The sequence below is a fragment of the Natrononativus amylolyticus genome (assembly GCF_024362525.1).
GTDB classification, from domain to species: Archaea; Halobacteriota; Halobacteria; order Halobacteriales; family Natrialbaceae; genus Natrononativus; species Natrononativus amylolyticus.
The window spans coordinates 1,885,744-1,901,244 of the sequence record NZ_CP101458.1 but is presented as its reverse complement, the minus strand read 5'-3'; the positions used below and the strand labels follow the sequence as shown (position 1 = coordinate 1,901,244).

Below are 15,501 nucleotides of genomic sequence, written 5' to 3'. Positions count from 1 at the left end.
TCTGACGCGCGTCTGTCTCTCGTTTCGAGTTCGTTCCGGTGCAATTAGGTTACGCCCAATTTCGGGCCGAACCGGCCGAATCCGGCCGCCGTCGGCGACCTCCCGTCGAAACGAACGGGTGGTCTCGAATCGTTCACTGCGATGGAACGATACGAAACCGGCCGAAACTGATGTTTGTAAGCGCGCGAGAACGGAGGCGCATGGAGACTGTCGCGATCGACGAGGTCGATCCGGACGAGTACGACCGCCACATCCACGCCGACCGGCGCGTGTTGACGGACCGGCTGAACACGAACCACCTCGCCATCGCGTACTACAGACTCGCGCCCGGCGAGCGCTTCAGCGGCTCCGTCCACGCCCACATGGACCAGGAGGAGGTGTTCGTCGTTCTCGAGGGCGAGGCGACGTTCACGGTGCGACAGCGTTCGACGGACGGTGAGCCACCGGCGACCCGCGAGACGGTTGCGGTCGGCCCGAACGAGGCGGTCCGCTTCGAACCCGGCGAGTTCCAGTCGGGGGCGAACGAGTCCGCCCGCGAGGTCGTCGCGCTCGCGCTAGGGGCGCCGCGGGACAGCGAGGAGGTTCGGATCTCGAGCATCCCCGTCCTGGACAGGGACGTCGAGTGTCCCGACTGCGGTCACGACAACATGCGGGTCTCGTCGGACCCGGACTCGGAACTGGTGTGTCCGGAGTGCGGCGGCGAGCTGCGGATCGGGTCTGCCGATAGCTGATCGCTCCACAACGGGGTTGTTTCGAATCGCCTCGGGACCGGCTCCGATGGGAGGTGATCTCGGGACCGAGTCGATTGATACACAGTCGAAGACGCGATTCCGTTTGTGATTCGTTTCGGGCTCCGAACTGGAATTGGGTGTACTATTGGCAAGCGAGCGGCCCGGAGAACCCGAGCGAAGCCGTTCACCGAGCGCGGAGCCCTCGGCAAAAGCTGGGTGCGCGGGACAGGATTCGAACCACGGTCGCAGCGAAGCTGCTCCCTGATTCGAATCCTTTGGACGATTTTCACGGCTCACGGACGTGTTCGCCGTGAAAATGCGCGGGACAGGATTCGAACCTGCGGACTCCTACGAGACAGCGTCCTAAGCGCTGCGCCGTTACCACTTGGCTACCCGCGCGCAGTCTCGAGTTTCGGCGAATCGAGTAAGAACCTGTCGGTCCGCACTATTCGTGGGTCACCGGCTCCTCGGGCGACCAGTCCGGCGGCACGATGAACGTCACGTGCTCCGCGTCGCGAAGCTGGTGGAGCTCCGCCGCTTGTTCCGCGAGGGCACGGTCCCGGTACGGCATCTCGAGGCCGCAGCCGGTACAGACGAGTTTGCAGGTGGGTTCGTTCATAGGCGGACGACGCGGGTCGCACACAGCGGGTGTTCCCCCCGGAGAGCCGGCGACAGGCGTCGAAAGACGCTTTGCGAGCGGAGTGCTTTAGTAATCGGCACCTACGAATTCGGGGCGCAACGGCCAGTTTCCCTAGCTATTCGTAGCTGAACGTTGTGTTCCGTAGCCCCCTGTTGTCGAGAGAGTATCCGTCGCTGACGCACCAGGACGGGTGAGCCGTGAGTTTATACCGGTTCGGGCAGTAACGACGAGGCATGTACAGCGCGCGAGAACGCGTCGAGCACGCGGAGTGGCTCGAGCAACTGGAACGGGTCGGGGATCGCCTCGAGTTGACGGCGGAGGCGCGAAGTTGTGCGGCGGATCTCTTTCTCTCCGACGTGCCGGAGGCGGACCGATCGAAGCGGACGATGCTCGCAGCGAGCGTGTACGCCGGTTCGCTGGTCGCCGGTGACGGCCGAACGCAGGGCGAGGTCGCCGACGCGGCCGACGTCTCGCGGCTGTCGATCCAGCAACACTGGAAGGACGTTCTCGAGCGCGCGGGTCTCGAGGCGCCGAGCTGGTGACTGTCACGACCAGACCACCGTTTCCGGATCGCATCCGATCCCTGTTCTAACGTAAGTGTACGCTACACCGGCGAAATCCGGCGACAACGACGAAATTCGATGCACAGGTGCAGCGGTGTGAGTGTCGCGATGGCCGGCGCGTCTCCACGCGGATGGTACTCTCCGCTCCGGATTTTCAGAAGCGGTAGCCGGTGGTGCGTCCGGGTCGACCACCGGTGCCCCGAGACGTCCCCGTTCGAGACGGTTACGCGCCTCGAGTGCTGCTTCGGCCCTCTGCGTCGGGCGTCAGGGTTCCGTGCTCGTCGATCTCGCCTTCGACGATTCGGGTGCTCGAGATGATCTCGCCGTCGTCGGCCAGCACGTGCGGAACGACGACGATCTCGAGCGGGTCGTACCCCCGTTCGCGCCGGATCTCGTTGATCCGCTTGCCGCCGTCGACGGTCTCCGGCGAGACGATCAGGTAGTCGAACTGCGGTTCGGTTGCGATCCCGGTGGGCTCCGAGAGCGTCCGGATCTCGAACTCCCGGTCGTGTTCGTCGGCATAGGTCTCGAGACAGGCGGCGAGGTCGCGTTCGCGTTCGTCGTACGGGCGGACGTACCGGTCGACGTGGCGCGTCTTCGGCGCGAGTTCGTCGCTCGTCAGTCCGACGGTTACGTCTCCGAGTTCGAACGCCCGTTCGAAGAGTTGGCGGTGACCGTCGTGAACGGGGTCGAACGTCCCACCAAGCGCGACGTCCATACCACATCCACAGGGGCGCCGCGTATAAAAGGGTCGAATCGAGGATTCGCGGGTCGGCACAGCCTCGCCCGCTTCGGCGGTGCCCGGCGGCTCGCACCGGCGGTCGGAGTTTCGACGGCCGTCGAAACTCCCCTTCGCATCGTTTTTAGTGATCGACGGCAGTGGCTGTGGTATGGGACTCGACGAGGAGGCGCTAGACTACCACCGAACCGATCCGCCCGGAAAAATCGAGATATCGACGACGAAGCCGACGAACACGCAGCGGGACCTCTCGCTCGCGTACTCTCCCGGCGTGGCCGCCCCGTGTATGGCGATCCACGAGGACGAGACAGACGCCTACACCTACACCGCAAAGGGGAACCTCGTCGGGGTCGTCTCGAACGGCTCGGCCGTGCTCGGACTGGGCGACATCGGCGCGCAGGCGTCGAAGCCGGTGATGGAAGGAAAGGGGGTGCTGTTCAAGCGGTTCGCCGACATCGACGTCTTCGACATCGAACTCGACGAGGCCGACCCCGACCGGTTCGCCGACGCGGTGAAGATGATGGAGCCGACGTTCGGCGGCGTCAATCTGGAGGATATCAAGGCCCCCGAGTGTTTCACCATCGAGGAGCGCCTGCGCGAGGAGATGGACATCCCGGTGTTCCACGACGACCAGCACGGCACCGCGATCATCTCCGGCGCCGCGCTCGTCAACGCCGCCGACATCGCCGGCAAGGAGCTCGCCGACCTCGAGATCGTCTTCTCGGGTGCCGGCGCGAGCGCGCTGGCGACCGCCCGCTTCTACGTCTCGCTGGGCGCGAAAAAGGAGAACATCACGATGTGTGACTCCTCGGGAATCATCACGCGGGCCCGCGCGGAGGCCGGCGACGTCAACGAGTACAAGCGGGAGTTCGCCCGCGACGTCCCGCCCGGCGATCTCGCCGACGCGATGGCGGGTGCGGACGTCTTCGTCGGCCTCTCGATCGGCGGCATCGTCAGCCAGGAGATGGTCCGGTCGATGGGCGACAACCCGATCATCTTCGCGATGGCGAACCCCGACCCCGAGATCGGTTACCACGAGGCCAAGGAAGCCCGCGAGGACGACGTGATCATGGCGACGGGGCGCTCCGACTATCCGAATCAGGTCAACAACGTCCTCGGTTTTCCCTTCATCTTCCGCGGCGCCCTCGACGTGCGGGCGACGGAGATCAACGAGGAGATGAAAGTCGCCTGCGCCCGCGCGCTCGCCGACCTCGCCCGCGAGGACGTCCCCGACGCGGTCGTCAAGGCCTACGGCGACGACCCGCTCCAGTTCGGCCCCGACTACATCATCCCCAAACCCGTCGATCCTCGCGTCCTGTTCCGGGTCGCCCCCGCCGTCGCAGCGGCCGCCGCCGACTCCGGTGCGGCCCGGATCGACGTCGACATCGACGCCTACGAGGAGGAACTCGAGGCCCGCCTCGGCAAGTCCCGCGAGATGATGCGGGTGGTGCTCAACAAGGCCAAGAGCGACCCCAAGCGCGTCGCGCTCGCGGAGGGGGAAAACGAGAAGATGATCCGGGCGGCCTACCAGCTCCGCGAGCAGGGGATCGCCGATCCGGTGCTCATCGGGGAGGAGGATCGGATCAAGCGCACCGCCGCCAACCTCGGCCTCGACTTCGAGCCGGAGGTTGCGGACCCGGACGACGGCGACTACGAGGGGTACGCCGACCACCTCCACGAGCTCCGGAAGCGAAAGGGGATCACGCGCACCGAAGCCGGCGAACTCGTCCGCCGGGACACGAACTACTTCGGGAGCGTGATGGTCGAGCGGGGCGACGCCGACGCCTTCCTCACCGGGCTCTCACACCACTACCCGTCGGCGCTGCGCCCGCCGCTGCAGGTGATCGGGACGGCGCCGGACGCCGACTACGCCGCCGGCGTCTACATGCTGACGTTCAAGAACCGCGTGATCTTCGTCGCCGACGCGACCGTCAATCAGGCGCCCGACGCCGACGTGCTCGCGGAGGTCACCAAACAGACCGGCAAACTCGCCCGCCGGTTCAACGTCGAACCGCGCGCGGCGCTGCTCTCGTACTCGAACTTCGGCAGCGTCGACAACGAGGGGACCCGCAAACCGCGTGACGCGGCTCGACTCCTCCAGGAGGACCCCGAGGTCGACTTCCCCGTCGACGGCGAGATGCAGGCCGACACCGCGGTCGTCGAGGAGATCCTCGAGGGCACCTACGGCTTCTCGGAGCTCGACCAGCCGGCGAACGTGCTCGTCTTCCCGAACCTCGAGTCGGGCAACATCGGCTACAAGCTCCTCCAGCGTCTCGGCGGCGCGGAGGCCATCGGACCGATGCTCGTCGGGATGGACAAGCCCGTCCACGTCCTCCAGCGGGGCGACGAGGTCAAGGACATCGTCAACCTCGCCGGCGTGGCGGTCGTAGACGCCCAGAAGGACTGAGCCGTGGACGACCGGGTGGGGGATGCCGGGACAGACGGCTCTCGGCCGGAGTGGGACGCGCGTACCGGGTTCGGGAGGCGACGGTTTCTCTGCGGCGCCGGCGCCATCGGCGCGATCGGTCTCGGCGGGGCGACTCAGCGCTGGCACCGGCCGAAACCGGACTGTCGGTCGCTCGCAGCGGAGGCGTCAGGGGGGTACGCCCCGCAGCCGCCGGACGAGGCGGTGTCGATGTTCCGCCGCGGGCTGCGCCGGTACGGCTACTACCCCGAGGCGACGGTTCCCTCGGCCGTCCGCGTCGACTGGTCGATCCCGGTCAATCGTCGCAGCCACACCGCGGCCAAGTCGACGCCGAGACCGACCCCCGACGGCGAGACGATCCTCGTCGCGGGGGACACCGGCCTGATTCACGCCCTCTCGCCCACCGGCGAGCGCCGCTGGCGCCTCGAGACGGGCGCCGCTCGGAGCCTGGGTTTTCACGGAACGCCCGCAATCGCCCACGGGACTGCGTACGTCGGCGGCTACGACGGCGCGCTGTACGCCGTCGACGTCGACGCCGGTAGCCTGCGCTGGCGAACGTCGCCGGCGGAGTTCGGCGGCGCCATCGCCATCGGCTCGAGTCCGGCCTACCTCGACGGCGTGCTCTACCTCCTGGCGGAGTATAACGACCCGCCCAGCGGGGCGCTGTGGGCGGTCGACGCCGCCACCGGGACGCCGCTGTGGAGCGACGACCGCCTCTGGGGGATGCCCCACCCCTCGCCGGCGATCGACTGCGAGGCCGGACGGCTCGTCGCCGGCTCGAACGACGGCGTCGTCTACTGCTGGGAGTTCCCCTCCCTCGAGTTCGCCTGGTCGTTCCAGGCGGGCGGGCCGGCCGGTCCCGACGGCGACGCACAGGCCGGCGGCGCGTTCCGCCTGGGCGCGGAGATCAAGGGGACGATTCCGACCTACGACGGGGCGGCGTTCGTCGGCTCCTGGGACGGCCGGTTCTACCGCCTCGACCTCGCAGACGGCAGCGAGGAGTGGTCGTTCGAGACCGGACGCGTTATCATGTCGAACCCCGCCGTCGACCCCGAGGCGGGCGTCGTGTACGTCGGCAGCGACGACAATCGGGTGTACGCGCTCGACGCCGCGACCGGCGAGGAGCGCTGGTCGGCGCTAGTTGGCGGCCGCGTCATCGGCTCGCTCACCGCGACCGCCGACTCGATCCTCGTCGGCTCCTACGACGCGCACCTGTACGCCCTCGACAGGGCGACCGGGACGCGCCGTTGGCGGGTCCAGAATCGCGGCCACGTCACCGGCGGCGCGATCCCTCGCGACGGCCGCATCTACTACGCCGAGCGCGGTGTCTTCTCCAACGGGGAGGAGCCGGTCCTCGAGGAGCCCGGCCACGCCTACTGTCTCGTCGAAGACGAGTGACCGGCGCGATTCGAAAGCGTGCATTCAAGTAGCCGCCACGACTTCTCCCGGGTATGCAAGATCAGGGACGCTCTACCCGCAAGCGAACCGGCGGTCGACTGAAGCACACCCGAAACCGCAAGAAACACGAACTCGGCCGGTCCCCGACCGAGACGCAGGTCGGCGAACCCCGCTTCCGGACCGTCGGCGTCCGCGGCAACGCGGAGAAGACCCGCGCGCTCGCGACCAACGTCGCGAACGTCAACACCGGCGGCGAAACCGTTACTACCGAGATCGAGGACGTCGTCGAGAACGACGCCAACCCCAACTACGTCCGCCGGAACATCATCACGAAGGGCGCCGTCATCGAGACCGGCGAGGGACGCGCCCGCGTCACCTCCCGCCCCGGCCAGACCGGCCAGGTCAACGCGGTTCTGCTCGAGTAACTCGGACCTGATTTCTGAAACCGCCACGAGCGCGGAGTGACGACGACGGAGAGACGTCCGGTCTCTCGGCCGGGAAACCCGATCGGCCGCTCAGGGTCGCGGTGCGGCCTTCTGTAACGCCGTCTCCGCGATGTTGCCGCCGTAGTCCGCGGTGCGCGAGAGCGAGTCGACGATCAGTCCGAGCGACTGAGCCTGAACCGGATCGAGCTCCCTGAGAATGTCGTCGATCGCCCGCGTGTGTTCGTCGATGTCGAGGATCGCCTCGCGGGCGGCGTGGCCCAGCCGGTTCGCCTCCTCGCTCTCCTCTGCGAACAGCGCGTCCATCGACTTCTCGAGGACGTCGTAGGCGTCGTCGTGAAGCGCCGTCAGCCCCTCGGCGACGTCGTCGGGAATCTCCCCGAGTTTGAGCGCGAGCGTGCTGATCTTCACCGCGTGGTCGGCGACGCGCTCTAACTGCCGGGCGCTCGAGTGGTAGTCGAAGCAGTCCTCGCGGGGGACGCCGAGTTCCTCGGCCGCCCGCGGCGAGCGAAGCGTCGCCCGGAAGATCCGGGAGACGACGAGCCAGAGGCGGTCGACGTCGTCGTCGCGCTCGATGACGTCGCGGGCGATGTCGTCGTCGTTCTCGAGCAGCGCGGTCATGGCGTCCTCGAGCATCGACTGGGCGATCAGGCGCATGCGGGTGACGGCGTTGACGATCGACAGCTCCGAGGAGTCGAGTAAGTCCTGGATGACGACGCTGTCGGTCGTCTCCTCTAACACCTCGACGCCGACGAGGCTCTGGGTGGCGTCGCGGATCGCCCGGCGCTGATCGGTCGTGATCCGGCTCGCCTCGAGGGTGATGATGTCGAAGCCGCTCACGTACATCGTCATCACCGCGCGGGTGAGCCGCTCGCCCTCGAGGTTGGTCACGTCGAGGGTTCCCTCCTGGCGGTGGGTGTCGCTCTGGGGCGTCAACAACAGCGCGTCGTCCTCGGGGTAGAACTCGACGGTCGTCCCGGCGCTGACGTCGTTGTCGGTCGCCCAGGTCTTCGGCAGTGACACGGTGTACGTCGACCCACCGGTCACCTGGACCTTGCGCGTCTCCATATCGGATCTTTCGGCTGATACTATAAATCATCTCGGATCTATAGACCGCGAAATTCGACCACCGGATAGCGGGCGCAGTCTGCCGGTTTACACGTTGGATACTCACTCGAAACTGTGAACTAATCCTCAGTCAACGGTTGTCTCACATAGTTCTATATAGAGGACATAGTAGGGTACTTAGAGCCGATCTGCTACATAGTCGGTAATGGGAAACGAGCCGACCTCAGGCCGCGACGACGCGTGCTCGCGCCGTCGCGTGCTGCTCGGCGGCGCGGGTACCGTTCTGACGGGGCTTTCGGGGTGTCTCGCTCGCGGCGAGGACAGCGGCCTCTCCGGCGAGGTCCGAATGGACGGGAGCAACACCGTGCTGCCACACGGTGCGGTCGTCTCCGAGGAGTTTCAGTGGCGAAACAACCGGGTCGTGATCCCGGTTCGGGGCTCCGGGACCGGAGCGGGGTTCCAGCGGTTCTGTACCGGCGAAACCCACGCCCAGAACGCCAGCCGGACGATCCTCGAGGACGAGGAGGCTCTCTGCGTCGAAAACGACGTCGAGTACGTCGAACTCGAGACCGCACTCGACGGTATCGCGGTCTTCGTCCACGAGCAAAACGACTGGTGTGAGTACCTCACCGTCGAAGAACTCGAGTCGATATGGGAGTCTGGTTCCGACGTCGAAACGTGGCGGGACGTCCGCGAGGAGTGGCCGGACGAGGAGATCGAACTGTACGGCCGAGACGCGGCCTCGGGAACGTTCGACTACTTCACGGAGGCGATCACCGGCGAGATCGGCGACATCCGATCGGACTATTCGGCGAGCGCCGACACGAACGTCATCGTCCGCGGCGTCAGGGGGAGCCTGTACGGCCTCGGGTTCGGCGGAGCGGGCTACTACTACGAGAACGAGGACGACCTGACACTCCTCGAGGTCGACGACGGCGACAACCGTGAGAAGCCGACCCGCGAGACGATCGAGAGCGGCGAGTACACGCCGCTGACCCGCTCGCTGTACACCTACTTCCGGGTCGACGGGTTCGAGCGCGAGGAGGTTCGGCAGTTCGCCCGGTTCTACTTCGAGGAGATCGACGGTGAGGCGGCCGAGTCCGACGTCGTCGAGGACGGGGAGACGCTGACCTGGACCCAGTGGGCCGCCCGCCGGGTCGGCTACTACGCGGTGCCCGACGAGACGATCGAGGCCGACGTCGCGAAGCTCGAGGACGCGATCGACGAGGTGGTCGCGTGAGCGACGCGACCGCGGCAGCGATCACGAGCGGGGGCAGCGAACTCGCCGACCGCAAGAACGCGGCGATCCGGTACGTGTTCTTCTCGTGTGCGCTCGTCACCGTGCTCACGACGCTCGCGATCATCCTCGTGCTCGTCCAGGGCTCGGTGGAGTTCTTCCGGCACGTTTCGATCGTCGAGTACGTCACGGGTACCGAGTGGTCCCCGGTGATCAGACCACAGAGCTACGGCGTGTTGCCCCTGATCTGGGGGACGTTACTCATCACCGTCGGCTCGGCGGCGATCGCGATTCCGGTCGGAACGGCCACCGCGATCTACCTCTCCGAGTACGCCGACCCCCAGGTCCGAAAGACGATCAAACCGACCCTCGAGATCCTCGCCGGGATCCCGACGATCGTCTACGGCTTCTTCGCGCTCTCGCTGATCACGCCGATCATCCAGCTATTCTTCCCCGAGACCGGGACGTTCAACGCGGCCGCGGGGGCGATCGTCGTCGGCATCATGATCATCCCGATGGTCTCGAGTCTCAGCGAGGACGCTATGTCGGCGGTGCCGGACGACCTCAGGAACGCCGCCTACGGCCTCGGCGCGACGAAGTTCGAGGTGTCGACGAGCGTCGTCTTCCCGGCGTCGCTCTCGGGCGTGATCGCCGCCTACATCCTCGCGCTGTCGCGGGCGATCGGCGAGACGATGGCCGTCACGCTCGCCGCCGGAATGCACCCCCAGATCACGGGGAACCCGCTCGAGCCGATTCAGACGATGACGGCATACATGGTCCAGATCGGGATCAGCGACGTCTCCGTCGGCTCGATCGGCTACCAGAGCCTGTTCGCCGTCGGCCTCACGCTGTTCGCGATGACGCTCACGATGAACCTGTTCAGTATGTGGGTTCGCTCGCGCTACCGGGAGGAGTACCAATGAGCACCGACACCGGCACGCCGTTCGGCGGAGCCGAGGACATCGAGCGAAAGCGGACGATCGGACGCGTCTTCGTCGCCGTCTGCTTCGCCTCGACGCTCGTCGGCATCGTCGCGCTCGTCGCGCTCGTCGCGGACGTCCTCTACGAGTCCTGGGGCTGGATCACCTGGGAGTTCCTCACCTATCCGCCCTCCCAGAGCGTCGAGAACTACCTGCCCGGCGGGCGCGGCGCCGGTATGTATCCCGCGATCGTCGGCTCGGTGTTCCTCATCGCGCTGACGGCGGTGTTCACGATCTTCCTGGGCGTCGGCGCGGCGGTCTACCTCGAGGAGTACGCCCCCGAGAGCCGGCTGAAGTCGTTCATCGAGGCGAACATCGCCAACCTCGCGGGGGTGCCCTCGATCGTCTACGGCCTGCTGGGACTTGCGATCTTCGTCCGGGCGTTCCAGCTCGGCTCGAGTCTCATCGCCGGCGCGCTGACGCTCACCCTGTTGATCCTGCCGATCGTCATCGTCTCGACCCAGGAGGCGCTGCGAGCGGTGCCCGACTCCCAGCGCCAGGCGGCCTACGGCGTCGGCGCGACCCAGTGGCAGGTGATCCGCGACGTCGTGCTGCCGCGGGCGCTGCCGGGGATCATGACGGGGACGATTCTCTCGCTGTCGCGGGCGATCGGCGAGACGGCGCCGATCCTGATGGTCGGCGCGGCGACGTCGCTGTTCGTCGCCCCCGACGGCCTTCGCAGTCCGTTCAGCGCGATGCCGATGACGATCTTCGAGTGGGCGACCCTTCCCGAGGCGGAGTTCCAGCACATCGCCGCGGCGGGAATCGTCGTCCTGCTGACGATCCTGCTCGCGATGAACGCGGTGGCGATCTTCATCCGCAACCGATACGATCCACGATCCTGACCATGACACGACAAGACACCCACTCCGAAACCCGCGGTTCGACGAGCGACGAGGAACGGCGTTCCACAACAGGTACCTCCCTCGAGACCGATACACGGACGATGGACGGGGAGAGCTCTGCGTCGCGATACCGACCGTCGGAGTCCGAGGACGGGCGCACGTCGGCGCCTGCGGACGCGCGAGGCGAGGAGATCGTAATCGAGTCCCGCGACCTGGACGTGTTCTACGGGGACACGCAGGCGCTCCAGGGGATCGACATGGACATCCCCGAACACCAGGTCACGGCGCTGATCGGCCCGTCGGGCTGTGGGAAATCGACGTTCCTGCGCTCGATCAACCGGATGAACGACCTGATCGACGTCGCCCGCGTCGAGGGGGAACTGCGCTTTCACGGCAAGAACGTCTACGACGACGACGTCGACCCCGTCGCGCTCCGCCGGAAGATCGGGATGGTGTTCCAGAAACCCAACCCCTTCCCGAAGAGCATCTTCGACAACGTCGCCTACGGCCTGCGCGTCCAGGGGAAAGACGACGACCTCGAGGAGACGGTCCACCGCGCCTTAGAGCGGGCGGCCATCCTAGACGAGGTCGAAGACCGCTTAGACGAGAGCGGCCTCGAACTCTCCGGCGGCCAACAGCAGCGACTCTGCATCGCCCGCGCCATCGCCACCGACCCCGAGGTGATCCTGATGGACGAGCCCGCGAGCGCGCTCGATCCGGTCGCGACCTCCCAGATCGAGGATCTGGTCGAGGAGCTCGCGGAGGAGTACACCGTGGTCATCGTCACCCACAACATGCAGCAGGCGGCCCGTATCTCCGACAAAACGGCCGTGTTCCTCACCGGCGGCAAGCTCGTCGAGTTCGACAACACCGACAAGATCTTCGAGAACCCCGAACACAAGCGCGTCGAGGAGTACATCACCGGCAAGTTCGGGTAGGCTCGACGAGAACCCGTCCCGCCGCGAAACCGTTCCGTACACCCGCTCGAGCGCAAGCTACATCAATCCCGACGCGGTCTTTCAGTTATGGCGAGAAAATCCTACCAGCAGCAACTCGCGGGGCTTCGCGAGGACGTCTGCTACATGAGCGAGGTCGTGATGGAGCGACTTCGCATGGGTCTCGACGCGCTCGAGCAGAAGGACAACGAGCTCGCACTCGAGGTCATTCGGGGTGACGCCGAGGTCAACGATATGTACCTCGACCTCGAGCAACAGTGTATCAACCTCCTCGCCCTCCAGCAGCCCGTCGCGAGCGACCTCCGGTTCATCGCCGCCTCGTTCAAGATCATCACCGACCTGGAGCGGATCGGCGACCTCGCGACGAACCTCGGCGAGTACACCATCGACGCCGAGCGTGACCTCTTTCCGGACGTCGACGTCCAGGCGATGGGCGAACTGACCCTCGAGATGGTCGACGACGCGATGCAGGCTTACGACACCGAGGACGTCGACGCCTGCCGCGAACTCGCCGCCCGCGACGACGACCTCGATCACTTCGCCGAGCGCGCCAGCGAGATCGTCGTCCGCGACCTGATCGAGCGGGAACTCGAGTCGGCGGACGAGATCGAGGAGCTCCTCCAGGACGTCTCGCGGCTCCTGCTGACGATCCGCGACCTGGAGCGGGTCGGCGATCACGCCGTCAACATCGCCGCGCGAACGCTGTACATGGTCGAAAACGACGACGAACTCATCTACTAGAACCGGTTTCGCCAGCGCTCGGTCCGCAGGACCTCGTCTTTCATCGCCGAGCAGTGTTCTTTCGCGCGCTCGCCTTCGAACTCGTCGCTCATGTCGTCGACGCAGGACTCCCAGGAGCCGCCGATCGACGACCAGTACTCGAGGACGCTCTCTCTGTCCCACCCCTCCGGTAGCGAGTCGAGCGCGTCGACCTCCTCGTCGACGAGTTCCGTGAGCGCCTCGCCGTCGACGGTCGTCTCCTCGTCGAACGACGACGACCGCAGCGCAGAGGCGCGGTAGACCGCCGAGCCGACCGACTCGAGGCCGACGACGTACGCCGGCCGGTCGTCGCTCGCGTCCACCTCGGTGAGCTCGTCGGTCCCGCGTGGAAACTCGAAGTCCTCGGCCAGGACGGCGGCGACGACGCCGGTCCCGTCGGGCGTTGCCACGACGTCCCCCTCGTCGTACCTGGTCTCCGAATCGCTCATGGACGGGGCGTCGACGAACGGACACGTAACCGCTGTGCCAGCAACTGCAGCGCCGGCGACGGACGGCCTAAAAAGCGTTCACCACGAGTCGGGAACGTTGATGTGTCTCGAGTCCCGACTCCGACCAATGGGATCCGAACGCACCGGCTGGTTCGGTGAGGTCGGCATCGAACAGCAGGCCCGCGCGCTGGGTGTCGTTCTCGCGGGCGCCGGCCTCTGGCTGGCGCTCACGGGCGCTGCGGCCGCCACCGCCCCGGAGTGGTACCTCGAGCACCTCGCCGGCGGCTCGCTCGGCAGTATGACGACGACCGAGCGCGGCTGGATCGGCATTCTCGGGGGGTCGCTCCTGTTGACGTTCGCCGCCGTCCTCTACCGGACGGTCGTCCTCCGGCCGGTCGACCGCTCACTGCTCGACGACTCGGAGTGGTGAGTCGGCCGAGCGAAGGTGGACGAGAGCGAGAAGCGAGAACGCACAGACGACGGCCGTCGCGACGGCGAGCCCGCCCGGCGACGGGGCGCCGAGTGCGGTCGCGACCAACAGGAGACCGGAGACGACCGCGACGGCGGCGTACCGGCGGGCCCACCGCCTTTCCGGTGCCATCCCCGCCGAAGTCGGCTCCTCGAGAAACGGGTCGAGCTGTGCCGCCCGCGGCGTTCGTTCGACGATCCCGCGATTCTTCCGGTACTCGATGACGCCCGCGTCCTCGAGTTTGGGCAGGTGTGACTGGTACAACGAGATGTAGACCCGCTGGCGCTCGCTCGAGGAGAGGGCGGCGACGCTGGTGTCCTGTTCCCACGCGGCGACCTGTTCGGCGAGTTCTCGCATTCCGACTGCGGTCTCCGCCTCCCGAAGGTATCGAAGGACGTCCCGGCGACGTTTCGTCTGCAGGAGATGAAAGACGTCGTCGGTCGCGATCGGCGGCCGATCGTCGTCGGTTTCCGTCGCCCGCGTCCGCTGCAGACCGCCGAGCCCGTTCGAAACGGTATCAGAGACACTCATATTCACGAAGCGAGGGAAGAATGGGCCGAGTATAAAGTATCGGCACTATCCCGGAACCGTTTCCGCGGGAAACAATATATTACCGCCGCGTTCGGCCGCTCTCTCCGCCGAGTTCACGACTCGAGGTGACGCCCCGACCCGAACCATTGGCTCGCCAGTGACGAACTGTTGCAGATAGTTCACTCGTTTATAGGACGGGAACCGCCGGGGTCGCACACTCGCTCGAGGTCCCGGCGAATCGACAGCGGTCACACAGCCTGTGTGACCGATGAGCGCTGATCGAGCACGAGTGATCCGTTCAGCGCGCCCGTCAGCCGCGGGTGGGACAGTGCACACCGGAGCTCACCCACAGGGGCTGGTCAGGAGTCGATCCCGGTCGGCGTCATCCGATTCGAGAGCTCCTCGCTCACGAGCGCGGCGTGGCTCCGACGAAGCCGCTCCGAGAGCGCCTGGTGAGAGATGTCGAGTTCGGAAGCGAGTTCCTGGAGCGTCACTTTCCGGGGAACGTCGAAGTAGCCGAGTTCGTTCGCCTTGACGATCGTCTCGTACTGGGTCGACGTTAGCGGACTCGTACCGCCCGAGGGATCGTCGAGCGACGTCACGCGCTTGATCGACACCTGGAACTCGCGGTCTTCGAACACGGAGTGAGCCGCAGAAAGCGAGTCCCGGTCGTGAAAGAGCAACTTGAGCGACCACGTTCCGTCCTGGGCTGCGGCCTCGAGAACCGCGCCGTTGTTCTCGGAGACGATCTCGTGGAACTCCTCGAGTTCCGGGCCGAACTCGAGGCGGAACAGCCACCGGTCGTCGCTCGCGTCCGCCAGGCTCGCGATCACGTCGACCGTGGGATCGGCCTCGAGCGCCGCCTCGACCGCGTGCCGATCGGGTCCGGAGACCCAGACGAGCGGCGGCGACGCGCCGATCATACCGGCGATCTGGAATTCGAACGTCGGCAGGCGCTCGAACGTTTCAGAGACACCGAGGCGATCGGCCGGACTTTCGAGTTCGACGACTGTCGTCATCATCGATACCAACCACAACCCTGTATAGACTCGTTCCGTTTCCGGTAGTCATTCCCGCTACCATGTTTCATAGACTATCTTCGTGTACTGACACTCGGCAAACGCTGAGTGTACGGCTACAGAATACGTTACGGGAGTTGGAGTCGAAGTGCCGCGAGACAGCGCGGAGATTTCGGACGGAACACCTCTCACACCTTGTCGTTCGGTGACCGTTCGCTGGTACGGTAAATAGGGGCTAGAGGAGGGCTC

17 protein-coding genes and 1 tRNA gene are annotated in these 15,501 nt (G+C 66.3%); 11 read left to right on the top strand and 7 right to left on the bottom strand.

All coding sequences use genetic code 11. The annotated features are described in order from the left end of the window. The first annotated feature begins 200 nt into the window (after positions 1-200). Positions 201-731 carry a cupin domain-containing protein gene (locus NMQ11_RS09990; RefSeq protein ID WP_255167723.1) on the top strand — a complete coding sequence of 177 codons (531 nt, stop codon included), beginning with the start codon at positions 201-203 and terminating at the stop codon, positions 729-731. Positions 732-1,048: 317 nt separating this feature from the next. Here NMQ11_RS09990 and NMQ11_RS09985 read toward each other — a convergent pair. Next, positions 1,049-1,130: transfer RNA gene (locus NMQ11_RS09985), tRNA-Leu, on the bottom strand. Between the two features lie 46 nt (positions 1,131-1,176). Continuing rightward, positions 1,177-1,350: a hypothetical protein gene (locus NMQ11_RS09980; RefSeq protein ID WP_255167721.1), complete on the bottom strand. Its 174-nt coding sequence runs from the start codon at positions 1,348-1,350 to the stop codon at positions 1,177-1,179. 254 nt (positions 1,351-1,604) lie between these two features. On the opposite strand from NMQ11_RS09980, the gene NMQ11_RS09975 reads away from it, so the two are divergent. Beyond that, positions 1,605-1,913 (top strand): transcription initiation factor IIB family protein, encoded by a 309-nt coding sequence (locus NMQ11_RS09975; RefSeq protein ID WP_255167720.1) that lies wholly within the window; start codon positions 1,605-1,607, stop codon positions 1,911-1,913. Between the two features lie 244 nt (positions 1,914-2,157). Here the strand turns inward: NMQ11_RS09975 and NMQ11_RS09970 are convergent, their stop codons facing one another. Further along, positions 2,158-2,652 (bottom strand): phosphopantetheine adenylyltransferase, encoded by a 495-nt coding sequence (locus NMQ11_RS09970; RefSeq protein WP_255167718.1) that lies wholly within the window; start codon positions 2,650-2,652, stop codon positions 2,158-2,160. Positions 2,653-2,824: 172 nt separating this feature from the next. On the opposite strand from NMQ11_RS09970, the gene NMQ11_RS09965 reads away from it, so the two are divergent. The 3 genes from NMQ11_RS09965 to NMQ11_RS09955 are packed head-to-tail and all read left to right on the top strand — an operon-like array spanning position 2,825 to position 6,921. Further along, a complete protein-coding gene (locus NMQ11_RS09965) occupies positions 2,825-5,080 on the top strand; it encodes an NADP-dependent malic enzyme (protein ID WP_255167715.1) in 2,256 nt (751 codons plus the stop codon). Positions 5,081-5,095: 15 nt separating this feature from the next. Then, on the top strand, positions 5,096-6,496 hold the full coding sequence (locus NMQ11_RS09960) for an outer membrane protein assembly factor BamB family protein (protein WP_425607709.1): 1,401 nt from the start codon (positions 5,096-5,098) through the stop codon (positions 6,494-6,496). Positions 6,497-6,549: 53 nt separating this feature from the next. Beyond that, positions 6,550-6,921, top strand: a complete 372-nt coding sequence (locus tag NMQ11_RS09955) for a 30S ribosomal protein S8e (protein WP_255167713.1) — start codon at positions 6,550-6,552, stop codon at positions 6,919-6,921. A gap of 90 nt (positions 6,922-7,011) precedes the next feature. Here the strand turns inward: NMQ11_RS09955 and NMQ11_RS09950 are convergent, their stop codons facing one another. Further along, positions 7,012-8,007, bottom strand: a complete 996-nt coding sequence (locus NMQ11_RS09950; RefSeq protein ID WP_255167711.1) for a phosphate uptake regulator PhoU — start codon at positions 8,005-8,007, stop codon at positions 7,012-7,014. 205 nt (positions 8,008-8,212) lie between these two features. Here NMQ11_RS09950 and NMQ11_RS09945 point away from each other — a divergent pair, with 205 nt between their 5' ends. The 5 genes from NMQ11_RS09945 (at position 8,213) to phoU (ending at position 12,766) form a co-directional block, all read left to right on the top strand. Next, complete coding sequence (locus NMQ11_RS09945) at positions 8,213-9,247, top strand: PstS family phosphate ABC transporter substrate-binding protein (RefSeq protein ID WP_255167709.1); 1,035 nt, start codon at positions 8,213-8,215, stop codon at positions 9,245-9,247. A gap of 20 nt (positions 9,248-9,267) precedes the next feature. Further along, positions 9,268-10,167 (top strand): phosphate ABC transporter permease subunit PstC, encoded by a 900-nt coding sequence (gene pstC / locus NMQ11_RS09940; protein WP_255170883.1) that lies wholly within the window; start codon positions 9,268-9,270, stop codon positions 10,165-10,167. Further along, entirely contained in the window at positions 10,164-11,069 is a 906-nt protein-coding gene (gene pstA / locus NMQ11_RS09935; RefSeq protein ID WP_255167707.1) for a phosphate ABC transporter permease PstA, read from the top strand. The genes pstC and pstA overlap by 4 nt, the downstream gene beginning before the upstream one ends. A gap of 2 nt (positions 11,070-11,071) precedes the next feature. Then, positions 11,072-12,007: a phosphate ABC transporter ATP-binding protein PstB gene (pstB, locus tag NMQ11_RS09930; protein ID WP_255167705.1), complete on the top strand. Its 936-nt coding sequence runs from the start codon at positions 11,072-11,074 to the stop codon at positions 12,005-12,007. Between the two features lie 87 nt (positions 12,008-12,094). Then, entirely contained in the window at positions 12,095-12,766 is a 672-nt protein-coding gene (phoU, locus tag NMQ11_RS09925; protein WP_255167703.1) for a phosphate signaling complex protein PhoU, read from the top strand. Here phoU and NMQ11_RS09920 read toward each other — a convergent pair. Continuing rightward, positions 12,763-13,233, bottom strand: a complete 471-nt coding sequence (locus NMQ11_RS09920; RefSeq protein WP_255167701.1) for a hypothetical protein — start codon at positions 13,231-13,233, stop codon at positions 12,763-12,765. The two genes, phoU and NMQ11_RS09920, sit on opposite strands and share 4 nt — an antisense overlap. 127 nt (positions 13,234-13,360) lie before the next feature. Between NMQ11_RS09920 and NMQ11_RS09915 the strand changes: the two genes are divergently transcribed. Further along, complete coding sequence (locus NMQ11_RS09915) at positions 13,361-13,663, top strand: hypothetical protein (protein WP_255167700.1); 303 nt, start codon at positions 13,361-13,363, stop codon at positions 13,661-13,663. On the opposite strand, the gene NMQ11_RS09910 is transcribed toward NMQ11_RS09915, so the two are convergent. Both NMQ11_RS09910 and NMQ11_RS09905 read right to left on the bottom strand, forming a co-directional pair. Beyond that, positions 13,637-14,233 (bottom strand): DUF7344 domain-containing protein, encoded by a 597-nt coding sequence (locus tag NMQ11_RS09910; protein WP_255167699.1) that lies wholly within the window; start codon positions 14,231-14,233, stop codon positions 13,637-13,639. The two genes, NMQ11_RS09915 and NMQ11_RS09910, sit on opposite strands and share 27 nt — an antisense overlap. Before the next feature lie 359 nt (positions 14,234-14,592). After that, a complete protein-coding gene (locus tag NMQ11_RS09905) occupies positions 14,593-15,252 on the bottom strand; it encodes a helix-turn-helix domain-containing protein (RefSeq protein ID WP_255167698.1) in 660 nt (219 codons plus the stop codon). Positions 15,253-15,501 lie beyond the last annotated feature (249 nt).

Bases quoted from the DNA above. Each gene is read 5' to 3' on its own strand.
- NMQ11_RS09970 (WP_255167718.1), bottom strand. From the start codon at position 2,652: ATGGACGTCGCGCTTGGTGGGACGTTCGACCCCGTTCACGACGGTCAC.
- pstB (WP_255167705.1), top strand. From the start codon at position 11,072: ATGACACGACAAGACACCCACTCCGAAACCCGCGGTTCGACGAGCGAC.
- NMQ11_RS09980 (WP_255167721.1), bottom strand. From the start codon at position 1,350: ATGAACGAACCCACCTGCAAACTCGTCTGTACCGGCTGCGGCCTCGAG.
- NMQ11_RS09975 (WP_255167720.1), top strand. From the start codon at position 1,605: ATGTACAGCGCGCGAGAACGCGTCGAGCACGCGGAGTGGCTCGAGCAA.
- NMQ11_RS09945 (WP_255167709.1), top strand. From the start codon at position 8,213: ATGGGAAACGAGCCGACCTCAGGCCGCGACGACGCGTGCTCGCGCCGT.
- NMQ11_RS09955 (WP_255167713.1), top strand. From the start codon at position 6,550: ATGCAAGATCAGGGACGCTCTACCCGCAAGCGAACCGGCGGTCGACTG.
- NMQ11_RS09915 (WP_255167700.1), top strand. From the start codon at position 13,361: ATGGGATCCGAACGCACCGGCTGGTTCGGTGAGGTCGGCATCGAACAG.
- NMQ11_RS09905 (WP_255167698.1), bottom strand. From the start codon at position 15,252: ATGACGACAGTCGTCGAACTCGAAAGTCCGGCCGATCGCCTCGGTGTC.
- NMQ11_RS09950 (WP_255167711.1), bottom strand. From the start codon at position 8,007: ATGGAGACGCGCAAGGTCCAGGTGACCGGTGGGTCGACGTACACCGTG.
- NMQ11_RS09990 (WP_255167723.1), top strand. From the start codon at position 201: ATGGAGACTGTCGCGATCGACGAGGTCGATCCGGACGAGTACGACCGC.
- pstA (WP_255167707.1), top strand. From the start codon at position 10,164: ATGAGCACCGACACCGGCACGCCGTTCGGCGGAGCCGAGGACATCGAG.
- NMQ11_RS09920 (WP_255167701.1), bottom strand. From the start codon at position 13,233: ATGAGCGATTCGGAGACCAGGTACGACGAGGGGGACGTCGTGGCAACG.
- NMQ11_RS09910 (WP_255167699.1), bottom strand. From the start codon at position 14,233: ATGAGTGTCTCTGATACCGTTTCGAACGGGCTCGGCGGTCTGCAGCGG.
- NMQ11_RS09965 (WP_255167715.1), top strand. From the start codon at position 2,825: ATGGGACTCGACGAGGAGGCGCTAGACTACCACCGAACCGATCCGCCC.
- phoU (WP_255167703.1), top strand. From the start codon at position 12,095: ATGGCGAGAAAATCCTACCAGCAGCAACTCGCGGGGCTTCGCGAGGAC.